At 73.2% G+C, this 21,884-nt stretch carries 18 protein-coding genes, 1 pseudogene and 1 riboswitch; of the genes and pseudogenes, 10 read left to right on the top strand and 9 right to left on the bottom strand.

Annotation, left to right across the window (positions count from 1 at the left end; translation table 11 throughout):
- The 3 genes and pseudogenes from ACZ62B_RS13840 to ACZ62B_RS13830 form a co-directional block, all read left to right on the top strand.
- Positions 1-783 (top strand): annotated as a pseudogene (locus tag ACZ62B_RS13840) (flotillin family protein); the annotation flags it as partial.
- 72 nt (positions 784-855) lie between these two features.
- A complete protein-coding gene (locus tag ACZ62B_RS13835) occupies positions 856-6,129 on the top strand; it encodes a DNA repair ATPase (RefSeq protein ID WP_469690378.1) in 5,274 nt (1,757 codons plus the stop codon).
- A gap of 197 nt (positions 6,130-6,326) precedes the next feature.
- The gene (locus tag ACZ62B_RS13830) at positions 6,327-7,121 is read left to right on the top strand and encodes an SGNH/GDSL hydrolase family protein (protein WP_344564226.1); all 795 of its coding nucleotides are present in this window, start codon (positions 6,327-6,329) and stop codon (positions 7,119-7,121) included.
- A 58-nt stretch (positions 7,122-7,179) separates the two neighbouring features.
- Here the strand turns inward: ACZ62B_RS13830 and ACZ62B_RS13825 are convergent, their stop codons facing one another.
- The 4 genes from ACZ62B_RS13825 to ACZ62B_RS13810 are packed head-to-tail and all read right to left on the bottom strand — an operon-like array spanning position 7,180 to position 9,874.
- The gene (locus ACZ62B_RS13825) at positions 7,180-8,016 is read right to left on the bottom strand and encodes an energy-coupling factor ABC transporter ATP-binding protein (RefSeq protein ID WP_344564228.1); all 837 of its coding nucleotides are present in this window, start codon (positions 8,014-8,016) and stop codon (positions 7,180-7,182) included.
- Complete coding sequence (gene cbiQ, locus ACZ62B_RS13820) at positions 8,013-8,762, bottom strand: cobalt ECF transporter T component CbiQ (RefSeq protein WP_469690375.1); 750 nt, start codon at positions 8,760-8,762, stop codon at positions 8,013-8,015. The genes ACZ62B_RS13825 and cbiQ overlap by 4 nt, the downstream gene beginning before the upstream one ends.
- Before the next feature lie 6 nt (positions 8,763-8,768).
- Positions 8,769-9,158, bottom strand: a complete 390-nt coding sequence (locus tag ACZ62B_RS13815; RefSeq protein ID WP_344564232.1) for an energy-coupling factor ABC transporter substrate-binding protein — start codon at positions 9,156-9,158, stop codon at positions 8,769-8,771.
- On the bottom strand, positions 9,155-9,874 hold the full coding sequence (locus tag ACZ62B_RS13810) for an energy-coupling factor ABC transporter permease (RefSeq protein ID WP_344564233.1): 720 nt from the start codon (positions 9,872-9,874) through the stop codon (positions 9,155-9,157). The genes ACZ62B_RS13815 and ACZ62B_RS13810 overlap by 4 nt, the downstream gene beginning before the upstream one ends.
- A gap of 30 nt (positions 9,875-9,904) precedes the next feature.
- A riboswitch (cobalamin riboswitch) is annotated at positions 9,905-10,087 on the bottom strand.
- Between the two features lie 202 nt (positions 10,088-10,289).
- On the opposite strand from ACZ62B_RS13810, the gene ACZ62B_RS13805 reads away from it, so the two are divergent.
- The 5 genes from ACZ62B_RS13805 to ACZ62B_RS13785 are packed head-to-tail and all read left to right on the top strand — an operon-like array spanning position 10,290 to position 15,453.
- Complete coding sequence (locus ACZ62B_RS13805; protein WP_469690373.1) at positions 10,290-11,879, top strand: ABC transporter substrate-binding protein; 1,590 nt, start codon at positions 10,290-10,292, stop codon at positions 11,877-11,879.
- A 20-nt stretch (positions 11,880-11,899) separates the two neighbouring features.
- Positions 11,900-12,868, top strand: a complete 969-nt coding sequence (locus tag ACZ62B_RS13800) for an ABC transporter permease (RefSeq protein WP_344564236.1) — start codon at positions 11,900-11,902, stop codon at positions 12,866-12,868.
- Positions 12,869-12,873: 5 nt separating this feature from the next.
- Positions 12,874-13,761, top strand: a complete 888-nt coding sequence (locus ACZ62B_RS13795; protein WP_344564237.1) for an ABC transporter permease — start codon at positions 12,874-12,876, stop codon at positions 13,759-13,761.
- Positions 13,758-14,738 carry an ABC transporter ATP-binding protein gene (locus tag ACZ62B_RS13790; RefSeq protein WP_344564239.1) on the top strand — a complete coding sequence of 327 codons (981 nt, stop codon included), beginning with the start codon at positions 13,758-13,760 and terminating at the stop codon, positions 14,736-14,738. Before ACZ62B_RS13795 ends, ACZ62B_RS13790 begins: the two co-directional genes overlap by 4 nt.
- Positions 14,731-15,453: an ABC transporter ATP-binding protein gene (locus ACZ62B_RS13785; protein ID WP_469690371.1), complete on the top strand. Its 723-nt coding sequence runs from the start codon at positions 14,731-14,733 to the stop codon at positions 15,451-15,453. The genes ACZ62B_RS13790 and ACZ62B_RS13785 overlap by 8 nt, the downstream gene beginning before the upstream one ends.
- Here the strand turns inward: ACZ62B_RS13785 and ACZ62B_RS13780 are convergent.
- Positions 15,395-15,727, bottom strand: a complete 333-nt coding sequence (locus ACZ62B_RS13780; RefSeq protein WP_344564243.1) for a hypothetical protein — start codon at positions 15,725-15,727, stop codon at positions 15,395-15,397. The genes ACZ62B_RS13785 and ACZ62B_RS13780 overlap by 59 nt on opposite strands.
- Before the next feature lie 88 nt (positions 15,728-15,815).
- Between ACZ62B_RS13780 and ACZ62B_RS13775 the strand changes: the two genes are divergently transcribed.
- Positions 15,816-16,430: a TetR/AcrR family transcriptional regulator gene (locus ACZ62B_RS13775; RefSeq protein WP_469690369.1), complete on the top strand. Its 615-nt coding sequence runs from the start codon at positions 15,816-15,818 to the stop codon at positions 16,428-16,430.
- Between the two features lie 50 nt (positions 16,431-16,480).
- Here the strand turns inward: ACZ62B_RS13775 and ACZ62B_RS13770 are convergent, their stop codons facing one another.
- The gene (locus tag ACZ62B_RS13770) at positions 16,481-17,611 is read right to left on the bottom strand and encodes a hypothetical protein (protein WP_469690368.1); all 1,131 of its coding nucleotides are present in this window, start codon (positions 17,609-17,611) and stop codon (positions 16,481-16,483) included.
- A 70-nt stretch (positions 17,612-17,681) separates the two neighbouring features.
- Here ACZ62B_RS13770 and ACZ62B_RS13765 point away from each other — a divergent pair, with 70 nt between their 5' ends.
- Entirely contained in the window at positions 17,682-18,140 is a 459-nt protein-coding gene (locus tag ACZ62B_RS13765; protein ID WP_344564247.1) for a hypothetical protein, read from the top strand.
- Here the strand turns inward: ACZ62B_RS13765 and ACZ62B_RS13760 are convergent, their stop codons facing one another.
- Genes ACZ62B_RS13760 through ACZ62B_RS13750 form a run of 3 tightly spaced genes read right to left on the bottom strand, consistent with a single transcriptional unit; the run spans position 18,141 to position 21,831 of the window.
- On the bottom strand, positions 18,141-19,412 hold the full coding sequence (locus ACZ62B_RS13760; protein ID WP_468879409.1) for an ABC transporter substrate-binding protein: 1,272 nt from the start codon (positions 19,410-19,412) through the stop codon (positions 18,141-18,143). It lies immediately after the preceding gene.
- The gene (locus ACZ62B_RS13755) at positions 19,409-20,428 is read right to left on the bottom strand and encodes a hypothetical protein (RefSeq protein ID WP_469690365.1); all 1,020 of its coding nucleotides are present in this window, start codon (positions 20,426-20,428) and stop codon (positions 19,409-19,411) included. The genes ACZ62B_RS13760 and ACZ62B_RS13755 overlap by 4 nt, the downstream gene beginning before the upstream one ends.
- Positions 20,425-21,831, bottom strand: coding sequence for a hypothetical protein (locus ACZ62B_RS13750; protein WP_469690363.1), 1,407 nt, complete (start codon positions 21,829-21,831; stop codon positions 20,425-20,427). The genes ACZ62B_RS13755 and ACZ62B_RS13750 overlap by 4 nt, the downstream gene beginning before the upstream one ends.
- Between the last annotated feature and the right edge of the window lie 53 nt (positions 21,832-21,884).

Genomic DNA, 21,884 nt, shown 5'->3' with positions numbered 1-21,884 from the left:
ACCCTCGCCGAGGCCCGGCTGAAGACCGCCGACCTCGACGCGCGGGCCAAGCTGCGGCTGGCCGAGGGCGTCCAGGCCGAGGCCGCGGCCGAGGGGCTGGCCGTCGTGCAGGTCCGCGACAAGGAGGCCGAGGTCATCGAGAAGGCGGGCCGCGCCGAGGCCGAGGCCACCCAGGCCCGGCTGCGCGCGGAGGCCGAGGGGGCGCGGGCCAAGGCCCTCGCCGACGCGGAGGCCATCAGCGGCAGGCTCCGCGCGGAGGCGGCCGGCCTCACCGAGAAGGCGGCGGCGATGGCCGCCCTCGACGAGGCGTCCCGCGGCCACGAGGAGTACCGGCTGCGGCTGGAGGCCGAGAAGGACATCCGGCTCGCCGGGCTGGACGTGCAGCGGCAGGTGGCCGAGGCGCAGGCCACGGTCCTCGCCACCGGACTGGAGAACGCGGACATCAACATCGTCGGCGGCGAGTCGGTGTTCTTCGACCGTCTGATGTCCTCCATCGCGCTCGGCAAGGGCGTGGACGGCTTCGTCAAGAGCTCCGAGACCGCGCAGGCCCTCGCCGGCCCCTGGCTGGACGGCTCGGCGAGCTTCACCGACGACCTGAGCCGGATGCTGGGCTCCGTCTCCACCGCCGACGTGCAGAACCTCACGGTGTCCGCGCTGCTGATGCGACTGATGCAGCAGGGCGGTGAGAACACCGGCCGGTTCAAGGAACTGATCGAAAAAGCCGGTGAGTTGGGCCTCTCGGACACACCGCTGGCCGAGCTGAACGGCCACGCCAGGGCCTGACCACCCTCCGGTCGGGAGCCGCCGCGCAGGGGACGGCGGCTCCCGACCGCACCTTCCGAGAGGCAGCCAGCCATGACCACCGGCACCCACGAGCCCATGAACACGGCCCCGCGCGAAGCGCCGGGCCCGGGCACACCCGGAACCGGCACCGCTCCCGCGCCCGGTGCCCTCCACGGCACGTCCGGAGCGGGCGGCTCCGAGGGGATGCCCGGCGCGGACCGCCCCCGGGGGACTTCCGGCGCGGACCGAACGCAAGGCACGCCCGACGGGGGCCGGTCCCGGGCGGCCTCCGGCCCGGGCGGGCGCGACGGGGACTCCGGGCAGGGCGGAGCCCCCGGGAGGTCCGAGCCGAGCGGATCCCGCGGGGCGTCCGGCGCGGACGCCGCGCGTGAGCGGGCCGGTGCCGGCGGGGCCCAGGAGCCGTCCCGCACGCCCGCGCCGGGCGGGGCCGCCGCGGCGGTCGACGGCGGCGCCTACCAGGTGCTGCGCGACCGCCTCGCCGCCCAGGCCGCCGAACTCGCCCGCCGCGCCGAGGCGTTGAACCACCGCCGGGCCGAGGAGTTCGGCGCCCCCGAACTGCGCCTCACCGGCACCGAGCGGCTGCGCACCGACCGCACCGCCGTGCCCCGCGACATCGTCGCCATCGGCGACGTGCTCCTCTTCGGATACGAAGCCCGGCCCCGGCCCGAACGGGACACCACGGTCGCCGACGTCCTCGCCCCGCACGACCGCGACCTGGGCCGCCTCCCCGACGACGCCGTCCCCGGACTCCTCGACGACCCCGACTTCGTCCGCGAGTTCGCCGCCCTGCACCGCTACTACCGCCAGGCCCGCCTGCTGCGGCTGCGCCGCGTCGACGGCAAGCTGCTCGCCGTCTTCCAGACCGGCGAGAAGGCCGGCGACATCCGCGTCCTGCGCTGGACGATCCCGGAGGACGGCCGCTCGGCGGTCTTCCTGGACGCGCGCGGCGACCGCGACCACGCCCGCACCCCGCCCGCCGACATCGAGTGGACGCCCACCACCCGCGAGGACCACGTCCTCGGCCGCCACTCGCACGTCTCCGTCCAGGGCGAGGTCTTCGTCGACACCCTCGGCGGCACCCTCACCGTCAAGACCGAGAACGACACCGCCACCCCCGACGGCATCCACAGCGAACCGGTCGACGAGCCCCTGCAGTCCCTCGCCGACGCCGAGATCGCCCACGCCCGCGTCGGCCCGCTGATCCTGCTGCGGATCCTCCCCTACAAGGAGACCGCCCACCGCCACCTGGTCTTCAACACCCTCACCCGGTCCGTCGTCCGCCTCGACGGCATCGGACAGGGCGCCCGCCGGCTCCCCGACGACCAGGGCATCGTCTTCCCCGGCGGCTACTGCCTCGCCGCCGGTCCCCACAAGACGTACGAACTCGACACCACCGGCATGGAGTTCGCACACGAGGTGCGCTCGCCGCACGGCGAGGACGTGCTGTACGTCTTCCACGCGCCCGGACACGGACGCGCGCTGCTGCTGTCGTACAACCTCATCCGCGAGGCGGTCGCCACCCCGATGGCCTGCCACGGCTGGGCGCTGTTCGACGACGGACTCCTCGCCCTGCTGCGCCCCGACGGCGACGAACCCGCCCGCGTCCACCCCGTGCAGTTGTGGCACTCGCCCTACGTCTCCGACACCCACGCCGCCGCACAGCCCGTCGGCGAGGGCCCGCTGGCCCGGGTCGGCAACGCCGACCTCGTACGCGGCATCTCCGACTGTCTGTCCCTGGCCCGTTCCGTCGCCGAGACCACCCCCACCACCGAGGTGTACACGGCCCTGGTGGCCGCCTGCGTCCGCGCCCTGGACACCCACCACTGGCTGGGCGACGGCGAACTCGGCGACCTGCGCGCCCCGTTGACGGAGATGCGCGCCACCGCCGACCAGGTACTGGCCGAGTTCGAGACCGTACGCGACCTCACCCGCCGGGCGGCCGAAGCGCTCGACGAGGCCGCGGACCGGATCTCCTCGGTGGTGCGCCGGCTGCGCGGCGAGCAGCCCCGCGAGGCCGCCGCCTGGGTCACCGGACTGACCGAACTCCGCCATGCCCAGGGCCATCTGCTGACCCTGAAGGACATGCGGTACGCGGACCACGCCCGCATCGACGCACTCGCCGACGGGGCCGAGGGCGACCTCGCCTCCTTCGGGCAGCGCGCGATCGCCTTCCTGGCCCGCGAGGACGCCTTCGCCGCCCATCACGCGGACGTCGAACGACTGGTCGCCGACGCCGAGTCGGTCACCACCGCCGCCGGGGCCGCCCCGGTCGCCGCCCGCCTGGAGGAACTGGCCGACGGCCTGCGCACGGTGACCGAGGTGGTCGCCGGGCTCGACATCGCCGACGCCACCGTCCGTACGGTCGTCCTGGAGCGGGTCGCCGAGGCGATGGGCGGCGTCAACCGCGCCCGCGCCACCCTCGAAGCCCGCCGCCGGTCCCTCCTCGACCGGGAGGCGCGCGCCGGTTTCGCCGCCGAACTCTCCCTCCTCGGCCAGACGGTCACCGGCGCCCTCGCGGCGGCGGACACCCCGGAGAGCTGCGACGAGCAACTGACGCGGGTGCTCGCCCAGTTGGAGGCCCTGGAGTCCCGGTTCGCCGAGTTCGACGACGTCCTCGGCGAACTCGCCGACCGGCGCACCGAACTCTACGAGGCGTTCTCCGCCCGCAAGCAGAGCCTCTCCGACGCCCGCGCCCGCCGCGCCGAACAGCTCGCCTCCGCCGCCGACCGCGTACTGGAGACGATCGCCCGGCGCTGTGCCACGCTCCCCGACACCGACGCGGTGAGCACCTACTTCGCCTCCGACCCGCTCGTCACCAAGGTCCGCCGCACCGCCGACGAACTGCGCGGACTCGGCGACCGCGTCCGCGCCGAGGAACTCGACGGCCGGCTGCGCTCCGCCCGCCAGGAGGCCACTCGCGCCCTGCGCGACCGCACCGACCTCTACGCGGACGGCGGACGCGCCATCCGGCTGGGCGGCCACCGGTTCGCCGTCTCCACCCAGCCCCTCGACCTCACCGTCGTCCCGCACGGCGACGGCCTCGCGCTCGCCCTCACCGGCACCGACTACCGCGCCCCCGTCACCGACCCCGCCCTCCTCGCCGACCGCCCGCTGTGGAACCGGCACCTGTCGTCCGAGTCGCCCGAGGTCTACCGCGCCGAGCACCTCGCCGCCCGCCTGCTGCACGAGCCCGGCCCTGCCGCCCTGGCCGGCGCCGACGACCTCGCCGCCCTGGTCCGCCGGGCCGCCGAGGAGGCGTACGACGAAGGGTACGAGCGGGGCGTCCACGACCATGACGCCACCGCGATCCTCACCGCCGTACTGCCCCTGTACGACGGCGCGGGCCTGCTGCGCCACGAGCCCGCTGCCCGCGCCCACGCCCTGCTGTACTGGACGCACGGCACCACGGCACAGGAGCGCGCCGACCTCACCCGCCGCGCCCGCTCCCTGGCCCGCGTCCGCGACGCCTTCGGGCCGCCGCCCGCCCTCGACGCGCTGCGGAAGGAACTCACCCGGGCCATGGGGGTCCGGGACGCCGCGGCCCCCGCCCGCCCGGAGGCCTGCGCCGCGTACCTCTTCGAGGAACTGACCACCGGCCCCGAGGGCTTCGTCATCAGCGCGCGCACCCGCACGCTCCTCGACAGGTTCCGCCGCGAGGTCACCACCGAGGCCTACGACGACGACCTCCCCGCCCTCGCCGACCTCCCCGCCCGCCGCCAACTGGTCGAGGCCTGGCTGACCGCGTACGCCGCGACCACCGGGGACGAGCTGTCCGCCGGCGACCTCGCCGAGGCCGTGGCCGCCGAACTCTGCCCGGACACGCCCCGCCACACCTCGGACGCGCCCCTGGCCGTCACCGTGGACGGCCTGCTCGGCATCCACCCCCGGATCACCGACCGCCGCCTCACCCTCCGCCTGGACGAATTCCTCGCCCGCACCGAGGAGTTCAGGGAGCGTGACGTACCCGTCTTCCGTGCCTTCCAGCGCCGCCGCACCGCCCTGGTGGCCGCCGAGCGCACCCGGCTGCGCCTGGACGACCACCGGCCGCGCGTGATGTCGTCGTTCGTCCGCAACCGGCTGGTCGACGAGGTCTACCTCCCGCTGGTCGGCGACAGCCTCGCCAAACAGCTCGGCACCACGGGCGAGTCCGGCCGCACCGGTACCGGCGGCCTGCTGCTGCTCGTCTCCCCGCCCGGCTACGGCAAGACGACCCTCATGGAGTACGTCGCCGACCGCCTCGGCCTGGTCCTGGTGAAGATCAGCGGCCCCGCGCTCGGCCACGCGGTCACCTCGCTCGACCCGGCCGAGGCACCGAACGCCACCGCCCGCCAGGAGATCGAGAAGATCAACTTCGCGCTGGCCGCCGGCAACAACACCCTGCTCTACCTCGACGACATCCAGCACACCTCGCCCGAACTGCTCCAGAAGTTCATCCCGTTGTGCGACGCCACGCGCCGGATGGAGGGCGTGCGGGAGGGCGAGCCGCGCACCTACGACCTGCGCGGGAAGCGGTTCGCCGTCTGCATGGCCGGCAACCCCTACACCGAGTCCGGCGAGGCATTCCGGGTCCCGGACATGCTGGCCAACCGCGCCGACGTGTGGAACCTCGGCGACGTCCTCACCGGCAAGGAGGACGTGTTCGCGCTCAGTTTCGTGGAGAACGCCCTCACCGCCAACCCGGTGCTCGCCCCGCTCGCCGGCCGCGACCGCGCCGACCTCGACCTGCTGATCCGCCTCGCCGAGAACGACCCCACCGCCCGCGCCGACCGCCTCACCCACCCCTACGCCCCCACCGAACTGGACCGCGTCCTGGCGGTGTTGCGCCACCTGCTCACCGCCCGCCGGACCGTCCTCACCGTCAACGCGGCGTACATCGCCTCCGCCGCCCAGTCCGACGACGCCCGCACCGAGCCGCCGTTCCGCCTCCAGGGCTCCTACCGCAACATGAACAAGATCGCCCAGCGGATCCAGCCCGTCATGAACGCCGCCGAACTGACCGCCGTCATCGACGACCACTACACGGCCGAGGCCCAGACCCTCACCACGGGCGCCGAGTCCAACCTCCTGAAACTCGCCGAACTGCGCGGGACACTCACCCCTGATCTGTCTCGGCGCTGGGCGGAGGTGAAGGCCGCCCATGTCCGCACCCTGACCCCGGTCGGCCCCGACGAGGACGCGCTGACCCGGGCGGTGGCCGCACTCGCCCTCCTCGGCGACCGCATCGCCGCCGTCGAGTCGGCCATCACCCGCGCGGCGGACCCCCGTCACCTGGTGGCCCGCCCCGACGGCCCGGCGGCCCGCCGGAGGGAGGACACGAACCCCTGAAGCACCCCTGAATTTCACTCCGTCGAGGGCCGATCGAAGGTTTATCTACGCGCGGAGCCGACAGGGGTGAACGATCATTCGGGCATTACGGATGACTTCTTTCCCGGGTGTTACCGAGCGGTATACGGGCCTGCTACAACCGTGGTTGCTCCATCAACCATCCATGTGACCCTCACCTGTGAAGGGCGGACTGTCACGTGTCAGTACGTTCTCTTCCGGCATCCCTGGCGACCCTCGCGATGGGTGCCGTGACCGTGCTCGGTATGGCTCAGCCGGCCTCGGCCGCCGGCGACAACTACGTGGCCCTCGGTGACTCCTACTCCTCCGGTGCGGGCGCCGGGAGCTACACCTCGGAAAGCGGTGACTGCAAGCGCAGCACCAAGGCGTACCCGCACCTGTGGGCGAACGCCAACTCCCCGTCCTCGTTCCGCTTCGTGGCCTGCTCGGGCGCCACGACGTCCACCGTGTCCTCCGGCCAACTGGGCGCGCTGTCCTCGTCCACCACGCTGGTCAGCGTCACCGCGGGCGGCAACGACGTCGGCTTCGCGGACGTCATGACGACCTGTGTGCTGCAGAGCGAGGCCGCCTGCGTCTCCCGGGTGAACACCGCGATCTCGCAGATGCAGAGCTCCCTGCCGGGCAAGCTCGACACGCTGTACTCCGGCATCCGGTCCCGCTCCCCGCGGGCGCACGTGGTGGTGCTCGGCTACCCGCGTTTCTACAAGCTGTCGGGCAGCTGCATCGCGGGACTCAGTGAGACCGAACGCGGCGCGATCAACAACGCCGCGGACGTGCTGAACGGCGTGACGGCGAAGCGGGCGGCCGACGCGGGCTTCACCTTCTCGTCGGTGGTGGACGAGTTCACCGGACACGAGCTCTGCTCGGGCGACGCCTGGCTGCACAGCGTGACGCTCCCGGTCGTCAACTCCTACCACCCGAAGGCCGCCGGTCAGTCGGGCGGCTATCTGCCCGCCTTCCGCTCCGTGGCCTAGACACCACGAGCGGGCGAGGGCGCCGTCCGGCGGACGGTGCCCTCGCGGGCCGACGGGCTCATCCGTCCGTCAGGGCGGCCACCAGTTCCTCCGCCGTGCGGGGACCGGCGTCGGTGTCCGCCAACCGCCCGTACGCGCGCAGCAGCCGGGCCGCCGCGACGCCCCAGGGCAGCCGCAGCCCCGCCGCCGCGAGGAGTTCCGTGCGGGCCAGCACGCCGGCCGCCGGGCCGGTGTGCGCGCCGGTCGGGGTGAGCAGGGCCGCGTCGTCGGCCCAGCGCAGGGCGAGGTCCACGTCGTGGGTGGCCATGACGACCGTCGTGCCGTTCTCGCGCAGGCCGTCGAGGGTCGAGAGGAGGCGTTCCTGGCCGTCGGGGTCCAGGCCCGCCGTCGGTTCGTCGAGGATCAGGACGCGGGGCCGCATGGCGACCGCGCCCGCGATGGCCGTCCGCTTGCGCTGCCCGTAGGACAGCAGGTGGGTGGGACGGTCGGCGAGGGCGGTGATGTCCAGCGCGGCGAGCGACTCCGCCACCCGGGCGCGTACCTCCGCGTCGGGCAGGCCGAGGTTGAGCGGCCCGAACGACACGTCCTGGCCGACCGACGCCGCGAACAACTGGTCGTCGGGGTCCTGCACCACCAGTTGCACGGTGGTGCGCAGCGCCGTCAGGCCCTTGCGGTCGTAGCGGACCGGCCGCCCCCCGACGGTCAACTCGCCCCCGTCCGGGCGCAGTCCGCCGCTGAGCAGCCGCATCAGCGTCGTCTTCCCGCTGCCGTTGCGCCCCAGCAGCGCCAACGCGCGCCCCTCGCGCACCTCGAAGTCCAGGCCGCTGAGCACGGGCGGGCCGTCCTCGTACGCGAACGACGCGCCCCGCAGGGCGACCAGCACGGACTCGTTCACGACAGTGGCCTTTCCAGTACGAAGGTGAGGGCGGCCAGCGCCGCGAGGAGCGCCACGCTCAGCGTCGTGAACCGGGCGGAGACGCGGGCCTCGGGCACCAGCACGCGCAGGGTGCCGTCGTAGCCGCGTCCGGCGAGCCCGGTCTGCAGGCGCGCCGCCCGGTCGAAGGAGCGGACGAACGCGGTCGCGCCGAGTCCGCCGAGGGACCGCCAGGTCGCCGCGCGGGTGGTGTGCCCGAGCCGGGCCGCCTGCGCCTGTCCGACGCGGCGCACCGAGTCCAGCAGCAGGAAGCTCATCCGGTACGTCACCAGCGCCACGTCCACGAGCGGCGCCGGCACCCCGGCCCGCACCAGACGCGGCAGCAGATCCGACATGGGCGTGGTGAAGGCGAACAGCAGCACGCCCAGCGAGGCCGCCGAGGTGCGCAGCATCAACTCCCCGGCACGCAGCGGCCCGTCCTCGGCCCAGGACAGGAACCCGCCCGGTCCGCCCACCCGCACCAGCAGCGTCAGCGCCCCGGTGACGCAGAAGCCCAGCGGCACCCGGTACGCCCGCCACAGCCGCCGCGCCGGCACCCCCGCCGGGCCGAGCAGCACCACGAGCGCCGTCACCAGCACCAGGACCGCGCCCGGCCACGGCGGCAGCGAGACGGCGAGCAGGGTGAGCCCCAGCCCCAGTACGGCCTTGTCCACGGGATGGCGGCGGCGCCAGCGACTGCTGTGCGCCGCCGCGTCGATCGGCAGCACGGGCCGTCAGACCCGTCGTCGTTCGGAAGCGGCCTCGTCACCGGCGGCCTCGTCACCGGCGTCCGCGCCCGCCTCGGCCCGCAGTCGCGCCAGCGCCCGCGCCTCCCCCTGCCGCCGCCCGCGCCGCAGCCCGAAGTAGTACGTGAGGACGCCCGCGCCGATCGCCGCCTGGAGGGCGAACAGCGCCGACTCGATCTCGCCGGACGGCGGTTCGTACAGCGGGGAGAACCACGGTTCGTAGTCCGGGTCGATCTCGGTGATCGCCGTCTCGGCCTCGGCGTCCGCGCCGGTGAACGGCTCCTCCTTGTGGTCGCCGAGCCCGAACACCAGCGGGAGCACGGCGAGTGCGGCCACCAGCACCAGCAGCAGCGTGTTGATCTTCGCGTTGCGGCTCATCGGGCCACCGCCTCCGCCGAGTCGGACGACTTCGCCGTCTTCCGCCCGGCCGCCGACGTCACCAGCACCCCGAGCCGCGTCAGTTCCCCCTTGCTCGACTGCACCAGCATGCGCATCACCAGCACGGTCAGCAGCCCCTCGCTCACCGCGAGCGGGATCTGCGTCACGGCGAAGATGGAGCCGAACTTGCCCAGCGCGCCCGCGAATCCGCTCCCCGGGTCGGGGAAGGCGAGCGCCAGCTGCACGCTCGTCACGCAGTACGTCGACAGGTCGGCGACGAACGCGCCGGAGAACACCGCCACCATCAGCGGCACGTCGTACCGGCGCAGCAGCCGGTAGACGCCGTACCCGGCCCAGGGGCCGACGACCGCCATCGAGAAGACGTTGGCGCCCAGTGTGGTCAGCCCGCCGTGGGCGAGCAGCAGCGCCTGGAACAGCAGGGTGATGGTGCCCAGCACCGCCATGACCGGCGGCCGGAACAGGATCGCGCCGAGTCCCGTGCCGGTGGGGTGGGAGCAACTTCCGGTGACCGACGGCAGTTTCAGCGCGGACAGGACGAACGTGAACGCTCCCGACGCGCCGAGCAGCAGCGTGCTCTCGGGATGTTCCCGTACCTCACGGATGAGCGACCGGGCTCCGTGGACGACGAACGGCGCCGACGCGACGCCCCAGGCGACCGCGTGCGCCGGTGGCAGAAAACCCTCGGCTATGTGCATGGCTCAGCAGACCCTCTCCAGCACCTCGTGGATGGTTGACGTGCCTTGGCCGGTCTCCTGGCTGACGGGTACCACCGCCCGTGCTCCGCCTTCCCGGGTCCCGAAGAACCCAGTGGCTGCCCGTGAGGGCCGGAGCCGGACTTCCCGATCACAGTGGCGAGGGCCGCACCGGTATCGCACCGATTTCCCGTCACCAAGGCGTGGTGACAGTAGTGCCCGTTCCGGTCCGGTGACAAGCGGCCACAGGGGGCGCGCGGACGGCGCCCGATGGCTCGCACCCCGGCGCACACCTGCGCACTTGACACGAGCGGCGCCGTCCGTCGGGGCGGGGGAGTGGGGGGCCGCCGTCCTGGGCAGTACCTTGCTGCAATTAATATGCAACAACGATTTCCAGGCAACAGGGATGTGAGGTTCGATGACGACCCGACGAATACGGGGTACCGCCGCCGTGGTCGCGATGGCCGGTGCGGTCGCCGCCTGCTCGGCGCCGGGCGACGGCGGCGCGGACGGCGGAGCGTCCGCCGGATCCGTCGTGATCGGGGTCCCGTCCGAACCGGACACGCTCAGCCCCCTGCTCGGCTACGGCAAGGACGGCAACTCCAAGATCTTCGACGGACTCCTCGCCCGCGACGCCGACATGAAGCTGAAGCCCGCCCTGGCGAAGGCGCTCCCCGAGGTCACCGACGGCGGCCGCACCTACACGTACACCCTGCGCGACGGCGTGAAGTTCAGCGACGGCGAGCCGCTGACCGCCGACGACGTGGTCTTCACGTACGACACCGTGCTGGACGAGAAGACCAACAACACCGCCAAGAGCGAACTGGACGCCGTCAAGGAGGTCCGGGCCGACGGCGACGACAAGGTCGTCTTCACCCTCGACTACCCCTACGCGGCCTTCGCCGCCCGCACGGTGCTGCCCGTCGTCCCCGAGCACGTCGCGGGCGGACAGGACCCCAACACCGGCTCCTTCAACACCGAGCCGATCGGCACCGGACCGTACGTCCTCACCGGCTGGAGCAAGGGCGAAAAGCTCACCTTCAAGGCCAATCCGGACTACTGGGGCGGCGCTCCGAAGGTGAAAAAGCTCACCATGGCGATCATCGCCGACGACGACGTCCGCGCCACCCGGCTGCGCTCCGGCGACCTCGACGGCGCGACCCTCCCGCCCAACCTCGCCGCCACCTTCAAGAACGACGACGGCAAGAAGACGTACCGGGCGACGTCGTACGACTTCCGCGCCGTCAGCCTCCCCACCGGCAACCCCGTCGCCGGGGACACCGCGATCCGCCGCGCCCTCGACCTGGCCGTGGACCGCCGGGCCATGGTCGACAAGATCCTCGACGGCGCCGGCCGCCCCGCCTACGGCCCGCTGCCCATCGACGACCCCTGGTACGCCGAGGGCGTCGACCGCCCCCAGGACCTCGACGAGGCCGAGAGCATCCTCGACGAGGTCGGCTGGAAGGCCGGCGAGGACGGCATCCGCGCCAAGGACGGCCGCGCCGCCCGCTTCACCCTCTACTACCCCTCCGGCGACAAGGTCCGCCAGGACCACGCCCTCGCCTACGCCTCCGACGCCAAGAAGGCCGGCATCGACGTCGAGGTGGAGAGCGCCACCTGGGAGGTCATCGAACCCCGGATGAACCAGGACGCCGTCCTCGCCGGATTTGGCAGCACCGGCGACCCCGACTTCGGCCTCTACACGCTCCTGCACTCCTCCCTCGCCGGAGACGGCTTCAACAACATGGCCCTGTACGACAACCCGGCCGTCGACGAGGCCCTCGACGCCGGCCGCCGCAGCCAGGACCCGAAGGACCGCAAGGCCGCCTACGACACCCTCCAGCGCGAACTGGTGAAGGACCCCGGCTACACCTTCCTCACCCACATCGACCACATGTACGTCCTCGCCGACTGCTGGAAGGGCCTCACCACCCAGACCGAACCCCACGAGCACGGCTTCGCCAGCGGCCCCTGGTGGAACGTCGAGGACTGGCAGCCCACGGCATGACCGCCCTTCCCTGGGGAGAGATGACCAGGCTCACGGCACGGCGGGCCCTGTTCGCCGTGCCGGTGCTGCTCGTCGTCACCTTCGGCGTGTTCGCCGTCGCCGCCGCCTCCCCCTTCGACCCCGTCAAGGCGTACGCCGGCACCGCCGCGCTCGGCGCCGACCAGGAGACCCTGGACCGGCTGCGGGAGAACCTCGGCGTGGACCGGCCGTTCACCGCCCGCTGGTGGGACTGGCTGACCTCCGCGTTCGGCGGCGACCTCGGCCAGTCCACCGTGATGCGCCAGCCCGTGGCCGAGGTGATCGGCGAACGCCTGGTCTGGTCGGCCCTGCTGTGCGCCGTCGCGTTCGCCGCCGCCGTCCTGCTCGGCACCGTGCTCGGCGTCCTCGCCGCCCGCCGCCCCGGCTCGCTCCTCGACCGTACGGTCACCTCCCTCGCGTACGCCCTGGAGGCCGCCCCGGTCTTCTGGACCGCCCTGCTCGCCGTCTGGCTGTTCGCCCTCCACCTGGACGTCCTCCCGGCCGGCGGCCTCACCGACACCGGCAGCGAACAGGTCACCTTCGGCCAGGTCGCGAGCCACCTGGTCCTGCCCGCCGGCGTCCTCGCCGTCTCCCAACTGCCCTGGTTCACGCTCTACGTCCGTCAGGGCGTCGGCGACGCCCTCGCGGAGGACCCCGTGCGCGGCGCCCGCGCCCGCGGCCTGAGCGAACGCACCGTCCTGCTCGGCCACGCCCTGCGCTCCGGACTGCTGCCCGTGCTCACCCTGATCGGCTCCCGCGTCCCCGAACTCATCACCGGCGCCCTGCTGGTGGAGACCGTGTTCAGCTGGCCGGGCATCGCCGCGGCCACCGTCGAGGCGGCCACCTCCGTCGACTTCCCGCTGCTGGCCGCGCTGACCACCCTCGCCACCGCCGCCGTCCTCGCCGGAAACCTCCTCTCCGACCTGCTCTACGGACTGATCGACCCGAGGGTGAAGCTGAATGAGATGTGACCCCCATGGCTGACACCACCCCCGCCGTGACGAAGACGGTGTGGCGCGCACACGGCACCGCCCGCCGCTCCACCCACACCCTCCGCCTGCGCGTCTCCGCGACCCTGGTCGCCGTGACGGTCCTCGCGGTGCTCCTCGTACCGCCGCTGGTCCGGCTCGACCAGCAGGCCGTCGACCTCGCCGCCAAACTCCTGCCGCCGTCCTGGTCCCACCCCTTCGGCACCGACGACGTGGGCCGCGACCTGCTGCTGCGCTGCGTCTACGGGCTCAGGGTGTCGCTGCTGGTGGGCGTGGTGGCCGCCCTCGCCGCCACCGTGATCGGCACCGCCGTCGGCGCCACCGCCGGCGCGCTCGGCGGCTGGGTCGACCGCGCGGTCATGCGCCTGGTCGACACCTTCTCCTCCGTGCCGCACCTGCTGCTCGGCGTCTTCATCGTCGCCATGTTCCGGCCGGGCGTCTGGCCGGTGGTGATCTCCGTCGGCCTCACCCACTGGCTGTCCACCGCCCGGATCGTCCGCGCCGAGGTCCTCTCGCTGCGCTCCCGCCCCTACATCGACGCGGCCGTCTCCGGCGGAGCCTCCCGGTGGCGGGTCGTCGTACGGCACCTGCTGCCCGGTGTGCTGCCCCAGGCCGGCCTCGCCGCCGTCCTCATGGTGCCGCACGCCATGTGGCACGAGTCGGCCCTGTCCTTCCTCGGCCTCGGCCTGCCCACCCACACCGCCAGCCTCGGCACCCTCATCCAGGGCGCCCGCGGCTCCCTGCTCGCCGGACAGTGGTGGCCGACCCTCTTCCCCGGCCTGTTCCTGATCATCCCCACCCTCGCCGTCGCCGGCCTCGCCGGTGTCTGGCGGGAGCGGATCAACCCCCGGCGCCGATCGGAGCTGACGCTGTGACGACCGAGCGACCCCCCGTGCTGTCGGTCCGAGGACTGTCCGTGCGCTTCCTGCTGCCGGGCGGGCGCCGGATCGCCGCCGTCACCGACGCCCACTTCGACGTGGCGCCCGGTGAGTGCCTCGCCCTGATCGGCGAGAGCGGCTGCGGCAAGTCCGTCCTCGCCTCCGCCCTCCTCGGCCTGCTCCCCGCCAACGCCCAGACCGCCGGCAGCGCGCTGCTCGGCGAACTGGACCTGCTGACCGCCGACGAACGCACCCTCGCCCGCACCGTGCGGGGCCGCCGCATCGGCCTCATCCCGCAGAGCCCGGCCGCCCACCTCACCCCCGTACGCACCATCCGCTCCCAACTGGAGGAGACGGTCGCCCAGCTCACCGGCGTCCGGGGCCGCACGGCCCTGCGCACCGCGGCCGAACAGGCCGCCGAACGCGCCGGGTTCCCGCCGGGCCACCTCGACCGCCACCCCCACGAACTCTCCGGCGGACTCGCCCAGCGCGCCGCCACCGCCCTCGCCCTGGTGGGCGGGGCACCCCTCCTGCTGGCCGACGAACCCACCACAGGGCTGGACCGCGACCTGGTGGACCGCACCGTCGACGAACTGCGCCGCCACGTCGACGCCGACGGCGACCGGGCGCTGCTGATGATCACCCACGACCTCGCGGCGGCGGAACGCGTCGCCGACCGGGTGGCCGTCATGTACGCGGGCCGTATCGTCGAACTGACCGAAGCGAGCGCCTTCTTCGGCACACCGGGCCCCCGCCACCCCTACAGCCGGGGCCTGTTGGAGGCACTCCCGGACCGGTCCTTCACCCCCGTCCCCGGACTGCCCCCCGAACTCGGAGCCCTCCCCGACGGCTGCGCCTTCGCCCCCCGCTGCGACCGCGCCACGGACACCTGCGCGACCCTCCCGCCCTTCACCGGGTCGGTCGCCTGCCACCACCCGGCCCCGGCACCCACTCCCGAGGACATCCGTGCTTGAACTACGCGCCATCACCGCCGGATACGACCGAGGGGCCCCCGCCGTACGGGACGCCACCCTCACCGTCACCCCCGGCGAGTCCGTCGGCCTGCTCGGCCCCAGCGGCTGCGGCAAGTCCACCCTCGCGAGGGTCGCCGCCCTCCTGCACCGCCCGGACGCCGGGGAAGTCGTCCTCGACGGCGCCCCCGTACGCCGCTGGCGCCACCGCGCACCGCGCGAGCTGCGCACCGCCGTCGGCGTCGTCTTCCAGCAGCCCCGCCTCTCCGCCGACCCGCGTCTGCGCCTGGCCGACCTGATCGCGGAACCCCTGCGCGCCACGGGCCGCCGCCCGTCCGTCCCCGGCCGGGTGGCCGAACTCGCCGAGACCGTCGGCCTGACCCCCGACCTGCTCACCCGCCGCCCCCACGAGGTCAGCGACGGCCAGCTCCAGCGCGCCTGCCTCGCCCGCGCGCTGGTGCTGCGCCCCCGCTGGCTGATCTGCGACGAGATGACGGCCATGCTGGACGCGTCGACCACGGCCGCGCTGGTCGGGGTCGTCGAGGCCTACCGCGCCTCGACCGGCGCGGGCCTGCTGGCCGTGGGCCACGACCGGACCCTCCTGAACCGCTGGTGCGACCGCACGGCCGACTGGGACACGGTGGCGACGTCCCCCGTGCTCACCCCGCGTCCGCGTGCGCGGCGCGCGGCGGGTTGGGGCGCCCCAGCGCGGAGTTGAGCCGGTAGGCACCACCGAGCCCGTGGAAGACGGCCATGACCAGCGCTCCGGCGAGGAGGCCGACGGCACCCGCGAGCGGATGGGCCGGAAGACCGGCCCAGTACCCGAACGCACCCGCCAGTGCGAGGCCCATCGTTCCGGCCACGGCGTTGCGCAGCGGGCCGTTGCCCCACACGTTCGGGAACTCTTCGCCGGTCATGCCTTTGACGAAGTGCGGAACGGCGTTCGCGCCCATGAGTCCGGCGAGCGCGGACAAGAGGAATACGTGCCACATGACGAGCCGCCTCCATTCGGTCAACGTCCGTAGACTGAAAACGGTAGGCGAGCGCGACGGGTTCGGTCAACGGATGTAGACTGAGATCATGACGTCCCGCCCCACCAGCCGGGCCGAGCGGCGCCGGCACACCGAGACCCGCATCCTGGACGCCGCGCGACGCCTGTTCGCCGAGGTCGGTTACGACCGGGCCACCATCCGGGCCATCGCGGCGGCGGCGGACGCCGATCCGGGGCTGGTGATGCGTTACTTCGGATCGAAGGACAAGCTGTTCGCCCGGGTGTCGGGGTTCGAGCGGGAGGAGTGGGTGAGCGGACCTCCGGAGCGGGCCGCCGAACAGCTGCTGGCGGCGCTCGAACAGAAGCTCGCCGAGGAACCCGCCGACGCGCTGGCCGCCCTGCGGTCGATGTTCACCCACCCCGACGCGGCCGGTGACGTCCGTGCCGCCATGGTGTCCCGGCAACAGCAGGCCGCACAGCACCTCGTCGACGACGAGGCGGAGCTGCGCGCCGGACTCATCGGCGCGCTCACCATCGGCACCGTGATCGGACGCCACCTGCTCCACCTGGACGGCCTGCGTGACGCTCCCCCCGAACGCGTCACCGCGCTGCTGCGCCGCGCCTTCCACGACCTCGCCTGCGGTCCGGTTCAGCCGGACGCGGGGCACGGCACCGGGCGGGCGGAGCCGAGGACGTCCCGGTAGCCGCGCGGTCGGCCGGTACGGGCGGCCGGAACCGCCTGTACCGGGTGGGGTCAGAACTCGGTGTCCCCCGTGAACTCCTCCTCGCCGAGCGCACCTGCCGTGAGGCCGCCGAAGAGGCCCTCCATGATGTCGTCGATGCGCACCTCGGTGGCGCCCGCCGGAGCCGTCGTCTTCTCGCCCTTGCCGATGCGCAGCACCAGCGCGAACTTCTTGACCTTCGCCTTCTCCGCCAGCTTGGCGAGGTCCACGGACACCTCGGTCAGCTCGTCGTTCTTCAGCGTGAAGTCGGCGGTGACCTTCTTGTTCGGCGCGTCCTTGAAATCCTTGGCGGTGGGCAGCTCGGCGCCCCCCGGCAGTTCCTTCTGCAGCGGACGGAGTTCGTCGAACAGCTCGGTGATCAGCGTACGGAACGGCGCCGTGGCCTTGATGTGCTCGGTACCGTCCGATCCGTCGGAGGTCGTGAAGTCGACCTGCTCGGCGATGACCTGCCGCAGTGCCTTCGTCAGCTTCTTCTGGGTCTTGGCGTCGAGGGTGGGCTCCGCCGAGGGCTCCTCGCCCCCGAAGCCCTCCGCCTCCGACATCTCCTTGCGGGTCTCTTCCACCTCCTTCGCCGAGACCTTGATCCACTCACCGGCGAGGAGCTTCTTGAACGCCTCCGCGCTGTCCGGCAGTTCGTCGGCCGACGGCATGGGGGCGCCCGCCATCTTCCCGAGCGCCTCCGCGTCGACGCGGATGTAGAGGTCGTCGCCGATCAGCCGGTACTCGACCAGGGCACCGTCCGGGCCGCTGAACTTCAGCGCCATGGCGGTGATGTCCTTCTCGCCGGACTTCTCGATCGGCTTCTTCGACTCCACGGAGACGGAGATCTGCGCGTCGCTGAGCAGTTCGGCGACCTCGTCGGGCATCTCCTCGCCCGGTTCCGACGACTCGGCGTCCAGCGCCTTCAGCGTCGCGGCGTCCGCGTCCAGGTCCAGCTCGAAGGAGAGCGAGCGCTCCTTGCCGAGCTTCTCGAAGGCCTGGTCGAGCTTCTGTCCCGCGGACAGGTTCTCCACGGTGCCGCAGGCGGCGGAACCCGCCAGGACCGCGGTGGCGACGGCGGTGGCGGTGAGGGTCTTGCGTATGACGGAAATGACGGTCTCCTCGTGAACGCGACCGAAGTGGTCACTGGGAAGACGGGTCAACTTCTCGAAAGGTTGTACGGGCCGGGGGTATGGCTATCATCACATTCTCGAGGAAGGCGGGGGCTGTTCGGTGGCTGCTGGGATCCATGTGGACGAGATCACCCGAATCCTGACGGGCACCGTCGCCCACTCCGTCGGCAGGGCCGTGGACATGGGCGTCGTCGAGTTCCACGGCCCTGACGGCGAGGAGGTCATGGTCCATGTGCAGTGCCCGTTCCGGATCGTGCACGACGCGAAGACCGTCCTGGGCTCCGCGGACATGCGGTATGCGCAGAAGGGCGCCGGACCACGGGCGTTCGACGAGTTCCGCATGATCTACGACGCCCGGACCGCCACGCTCAACCGAGTGCTCGGCGAACTCCGCCCCTCCGTCGGCGGCGTGACCGTCGGCGAGGCGGGTGAACTCACCGTGAGCTGGGAGCACGCGTTCCGGCTGGAGGCGTTCCCCGACTGCTCGGGGCGGATCGAGGCCTGGCGGGTCCTCGTCCGCGGGGGAGCCCACCACGTCTTCCCGCCGGGCCTCGACTGATCACCGCGTACTGCACACCGTCTTCGGGGCCCTCCTGCCGCCGGCCCCCGGAGCGGACTGCGCGTCCTGCACCCGCTGCACGTCCTGGAGGAGGCCCGGAACGTCGGGGTCCCGGCCGGCGGCGGCCCGCGCGATGGTCAGCAGTACGGCCTCGTAGAAGGCGTCCCGCACGGCGGGTGCCATGACGTCCGAGGCGTCCAGGCAGCGGGGCCCTTCACGGAGCCGCCGGGCGATCTCGCCCTTGACCGCGTCGCCCCGAGGCTTCACCTGACGGTTCGCCGAGAAGACGCCCGCCCGGTCGGCCCATGCCTGCTGGCCCTCCTTCGAAGCCAGCTTCTCGATCAGCTCCCGTGCCTCGGGGCGGTCGCTGAACAGCGCCGCGAAGTCGCCGGTCACCTCGCGGCCCCGGACCCGGCCGCCGCCGTCGGGCAGGAGCGGAGCGGAGTCCGTCAGGCGCGCGTGCTTCGCCTCGGACCGGTAGAAGGAGAGCGCGAAGGAACCCTGGTGCTCCAGGGAGCACCCGTCCCGGGGGCCGTCGAACAGCAGGCCGTGGCCGTCCGGGTCGCCGCGGTGGTCGGTGAGCAGGGCCTCCTCGGCCGCGCGCTCGTCCTGCCGCAGCAGACCGGCCCAGGCCTCCCAGGCGGTGCGCACCGGATCGCTGCGCCACCACTTCACCCCGCCCGTGCCCAGCGCCCACTTCTCGTAGACCCCGGGGCCCTCCCGTTGCAGCACGAGGTCCTCGATCCAGTCGGTGCCGGGCCAGCCGGAGGCGCCGTCGTCCCCCATGCCGATGCACCAACTCTCCAGCGGGGCGGGTGAGTCACCCGGCTCCTCACCCTCGCGGTACCAGACGATGCTCTTCAGGTCCGCCTTGACCGGCACCCAGTACGCATGTCCGGAGGACGAACCGGCCGGCATCCAGGGAGCGCCGTACTCCTGCCGCTCGTAGAGCTCGTCCAGCGGCTCCAGGAGGCCGCTCTCGGCGTACTCGGCGAGTTCGCCGAGGCCCGGCATGATCACGATGTCCGGGGGCTCACCCGACTGCACCGTGGAGAGCAGCACCTCCCGCTGGGCCGCGGTGCCCTGGTAGCGGAAGGGGACGCCGAAACCCCGCAGCACGTCCTCGAACTGCTCCTCCTGCTCGGCCGTCCACGTCCCGAGGATGGTCACCGGCTCCTCGTCGTCGTGCTGCGCCCAGACCACCACCATGCCGCCGGCCGCGATCAGCAGCATGACCACCACGAACACCAGCATCCTGAACCGCCGGGTCACCGTCGCCTCCAGTAGTCCTCGTCGAGCCGGAGACCGAGCCCCAGCGCGGGCAGGACGACGGCCAGCAGGCTCCCGACGAGAGCGCCCCGGTGCACCGGTTCGGCCCACGCGCCGTCGGCCAGTCGCAGCCGGACCTCCTCCGACATCTCCGTGACCTTCCGCTGCGCCTCGTCCGGCGGGCCGCTCCGCCAGGACTCCTCGGTGAGCAGCCGCAGATCCGCGAGCGCCCCGGCGAGATCGTCCTGGGTGGAGTACGCCGTCATCAGCGGGACCACCGCGAGCAGCACGGTGAGGACGAAGGCCACGAGCAGATACGGATTCCAGTCACGGCCGCAGCGGTCGCGCAGCACGAACAGCGCCGAGAGCAGGGTCAGCGCCACCGCGGCCAGGGCGAGTTCGGTGATCCACCATCCGGCGCGCTGCCACCATCCCATGGCGGCCGTGGCCTCGGCGTGCTCCAACTGGGTGCGCTGCAGGACCTTCAGGCGCGGTGCGACTCCCACCGTGTCGCGGGTGAGCAGCGACTCGGCCTCCCGGATCCTCAGTTCCCGCATGAGGGGCTGGTCACGGTAGAGGGACGTGCCGAGAGCGAGGGAGTCGCTGTAGGTGGCGAGCAGACCCTTGACCGTGCCGAGGTCCTGGTCCGTGCGGTCGGCGATCCGGGACAGGCCCTGGTCGGCGGCCGAGAGCTGGGACCGGTAGGCCTCGCCCGAACCCACGACGCCGATGAGGTTCCTCTCCACCAGGTAGTCGACCTCCTCCTGGGCGCGCAGGGCCGCGAGCCTGCTGGCGGCGAGCCCCTGCACGGCCGGCGCCTCGCGGGACGCCAGTGCCTCGGCGCCGTGCTGGACCTGACGGCTGGAGAGGAACAGGGCGGTCGACGCCACGGCCGTGAGCAGGAACAGCACCAGCAGATGCGCCTCCAGCAGCCGGCGGGTCCGCCAGGAGCCCAGGCGCCCGCGCCAGAACGCGGCGGGGGAGCACCGGCGCCGGGAGGCGGCGGGTCCGGCCGTCACAGCAGTCTCTCCCCGCACGCGATGCAGTAGCGGGCCTCGCTCCCCGCCGGGGCGCCGCAGTTGCCGCAGCCCGGACCCGGCCGGGCGCCGACGGCGTCGGCCAGGGGGCCGCCGGGACGGGACCCGGCGCGCAGGATCATCGGGCCGAGGGTGCCGGTGTCGACGGCGCGCAGCCGGACCCGTCCTTCGGCCGCGTCCTCGATGTGGGCGACCGCGCGGATCTCGTCCAGCACCCAGTCCGTGCCGAACCGCACCGCCAGCCGGGCGGCCTGTCCCAGGCGGTCCTCCGCGGTGTCGCGCCGGTGTTCCCGGAGGGCGACGAGCCCCTGGCGCAGGGCGCTCCGCATCCGGGCGGTGGCGTTGAGGGTGCGCACGCTGTCGGCGCCCGCCGGGGCGTGCGGCGGGGACTGCTCGGGGAGGTGCCAGCGGGCGGTGACGGGCGCGTGGACGTCGCCGATGGAGACCATGGCGAACTGCAGTTCGGTCTCCAGCGGGTCGCCGTCGGAGTCGGCGACCAGGGTGAGCAGGTAGTCGCGTCCGCCCTGCTCCCACTGGTAGGTCGGGAAGCTCCAGCGGTGCGGCCGGCCGGGCTCGGGCAGGCCGCCGAGCCGGTGCGGCCGGGGCGCCTTCTCGTTGAGTGAGACCTGGCGCACGGAGGGCCGTACGGTCACCTCGATCGGCAGCTGGGGAGTGTGCACCCGGCGCAGCCGCTGGATGGCGGCGGTGATCGCACGGCCGAGCCCGTCGTCCACGAACTCGGCCGTGCCGTGCAGCCGTTCGGCGAGGGCGAGCAGCGGGTCGGGCGCCCAGTCCGAGCCCACGGCGAACACATCGCAGGTGAACCGCCCCGCACAGGCCTCCAGTTCCTCCTCCAGCCGGTGCCCGTCGGTGGCGGCGGCACTGCTGCCGTCGGTGATCAGCACCAGATGGCGTACGGACACCGGCCGGCCGGCGAGCAGGGAGCGCGCCCCGGCCACCCAGGCGGCGTACCCCGCGGGACGCGGCCCCTCCCGGTGCAGCGGGAGGGAACCCGCGACGAAGGCGGCCCGGCGCCTCGCGCCCTGGTCGGCGACGGCCCACTCGTCGTCGCCCCGCGGATAGCAGCGGACCGGTTCGGGGCCGCTGCCGAGCACGGCGAAGGAGATCCGGTCGGGCAGGGCGCGCAGCGCCGCCGGCAGGGCGTGCCGGACGGCCGCCCGGTTGGACTCGGCGACGTCCACCGCGATGATCACCGCGAGCTGGACCGCGGGCAGGTCGGTGGGGGCGCCGTCGGCGGCCACGTCGACCCGCAGATGCGCCTCGATCTTCGCGCTGCGGTGCGGGCGCGGATCACCGCCGAGGTCGACGTGGAGTCGGATGCCCGGCTGCGGTTGCCGGGTGGGGCCGCTCATGTCGTACGTCACCGCTCCTCTCCTTCGCCTTCGTCGCCGGGTGCCGTTCCGTTCCGTCGTGCCGT

This window comes from Streptomyces sp. NPDC053426, assembly GCF_055585405.1.
Note: the sequence above shows the minus strand (reverse complement) of the source record. Positions and strands in the feature narration are given on the sequence as shown.

Bases quoted from the DNA above. Each gene is read 5' to 3' on its own strand.
- ACZ62B_RS13815 (WP_344564232.1), bottom strand. From the start codon at position 9,158: ATGAGCCGCAACGCGAAGATCAACACGCTGCTGCTGGTGCTGGTGGCC.
- ACZ62B_RS13780 (WP_344564243.1), bottom strand. From the start codon at position 15,727: ATGTGGCACGTATTCCTCTTGTCCGCGCTCGCCGGACTCATGGGCGCG.
- ACZ62B_RS13835 (WP_469690378.1), top strand. From the start codon at position 856: ATGACCACCGGCACCCACGAGCCCATGAACACGGCCCCGCGCGAAGCG.
- ACZ62B_RS13800 (WP_344564236.1), top strand. From the start codon at position 11,900: ATGACCAGGCTCACGGCACGGCGGGCCCTGTTCGCCGTGCCGGTGCTG.
- ACZ62B_RS13810 (WP_344564233.1), bottom strand. From the start codon at position 9,874: ATGCACATAGCCGAGGGTTTTCTGCCACCGGCGCACGCGGTCGCCTGG.
- ACZ62B_RS13805 (WP_469690373.1), top strand. From the start codon at position 10,290: ATGACGACCCGACGAATACGGGGTACCGCCGCCGTGGTCGCGATGGCC.
- ACZ62B_RS13775 (WP_469690369.1), top strand. From the start codon at position 15,816: ATGACGTCCCGCCCCACCAGCCGGGCCGAGCGGCGCCGGCACACCGAG.
- ACZ62B_RS13795 (WP_344564237.1), top strand. From the start codon at position 12,874: ATGGCTGACACCACCCCCGCCGTGACGAAGACGGTGTGGCGCGCACAC.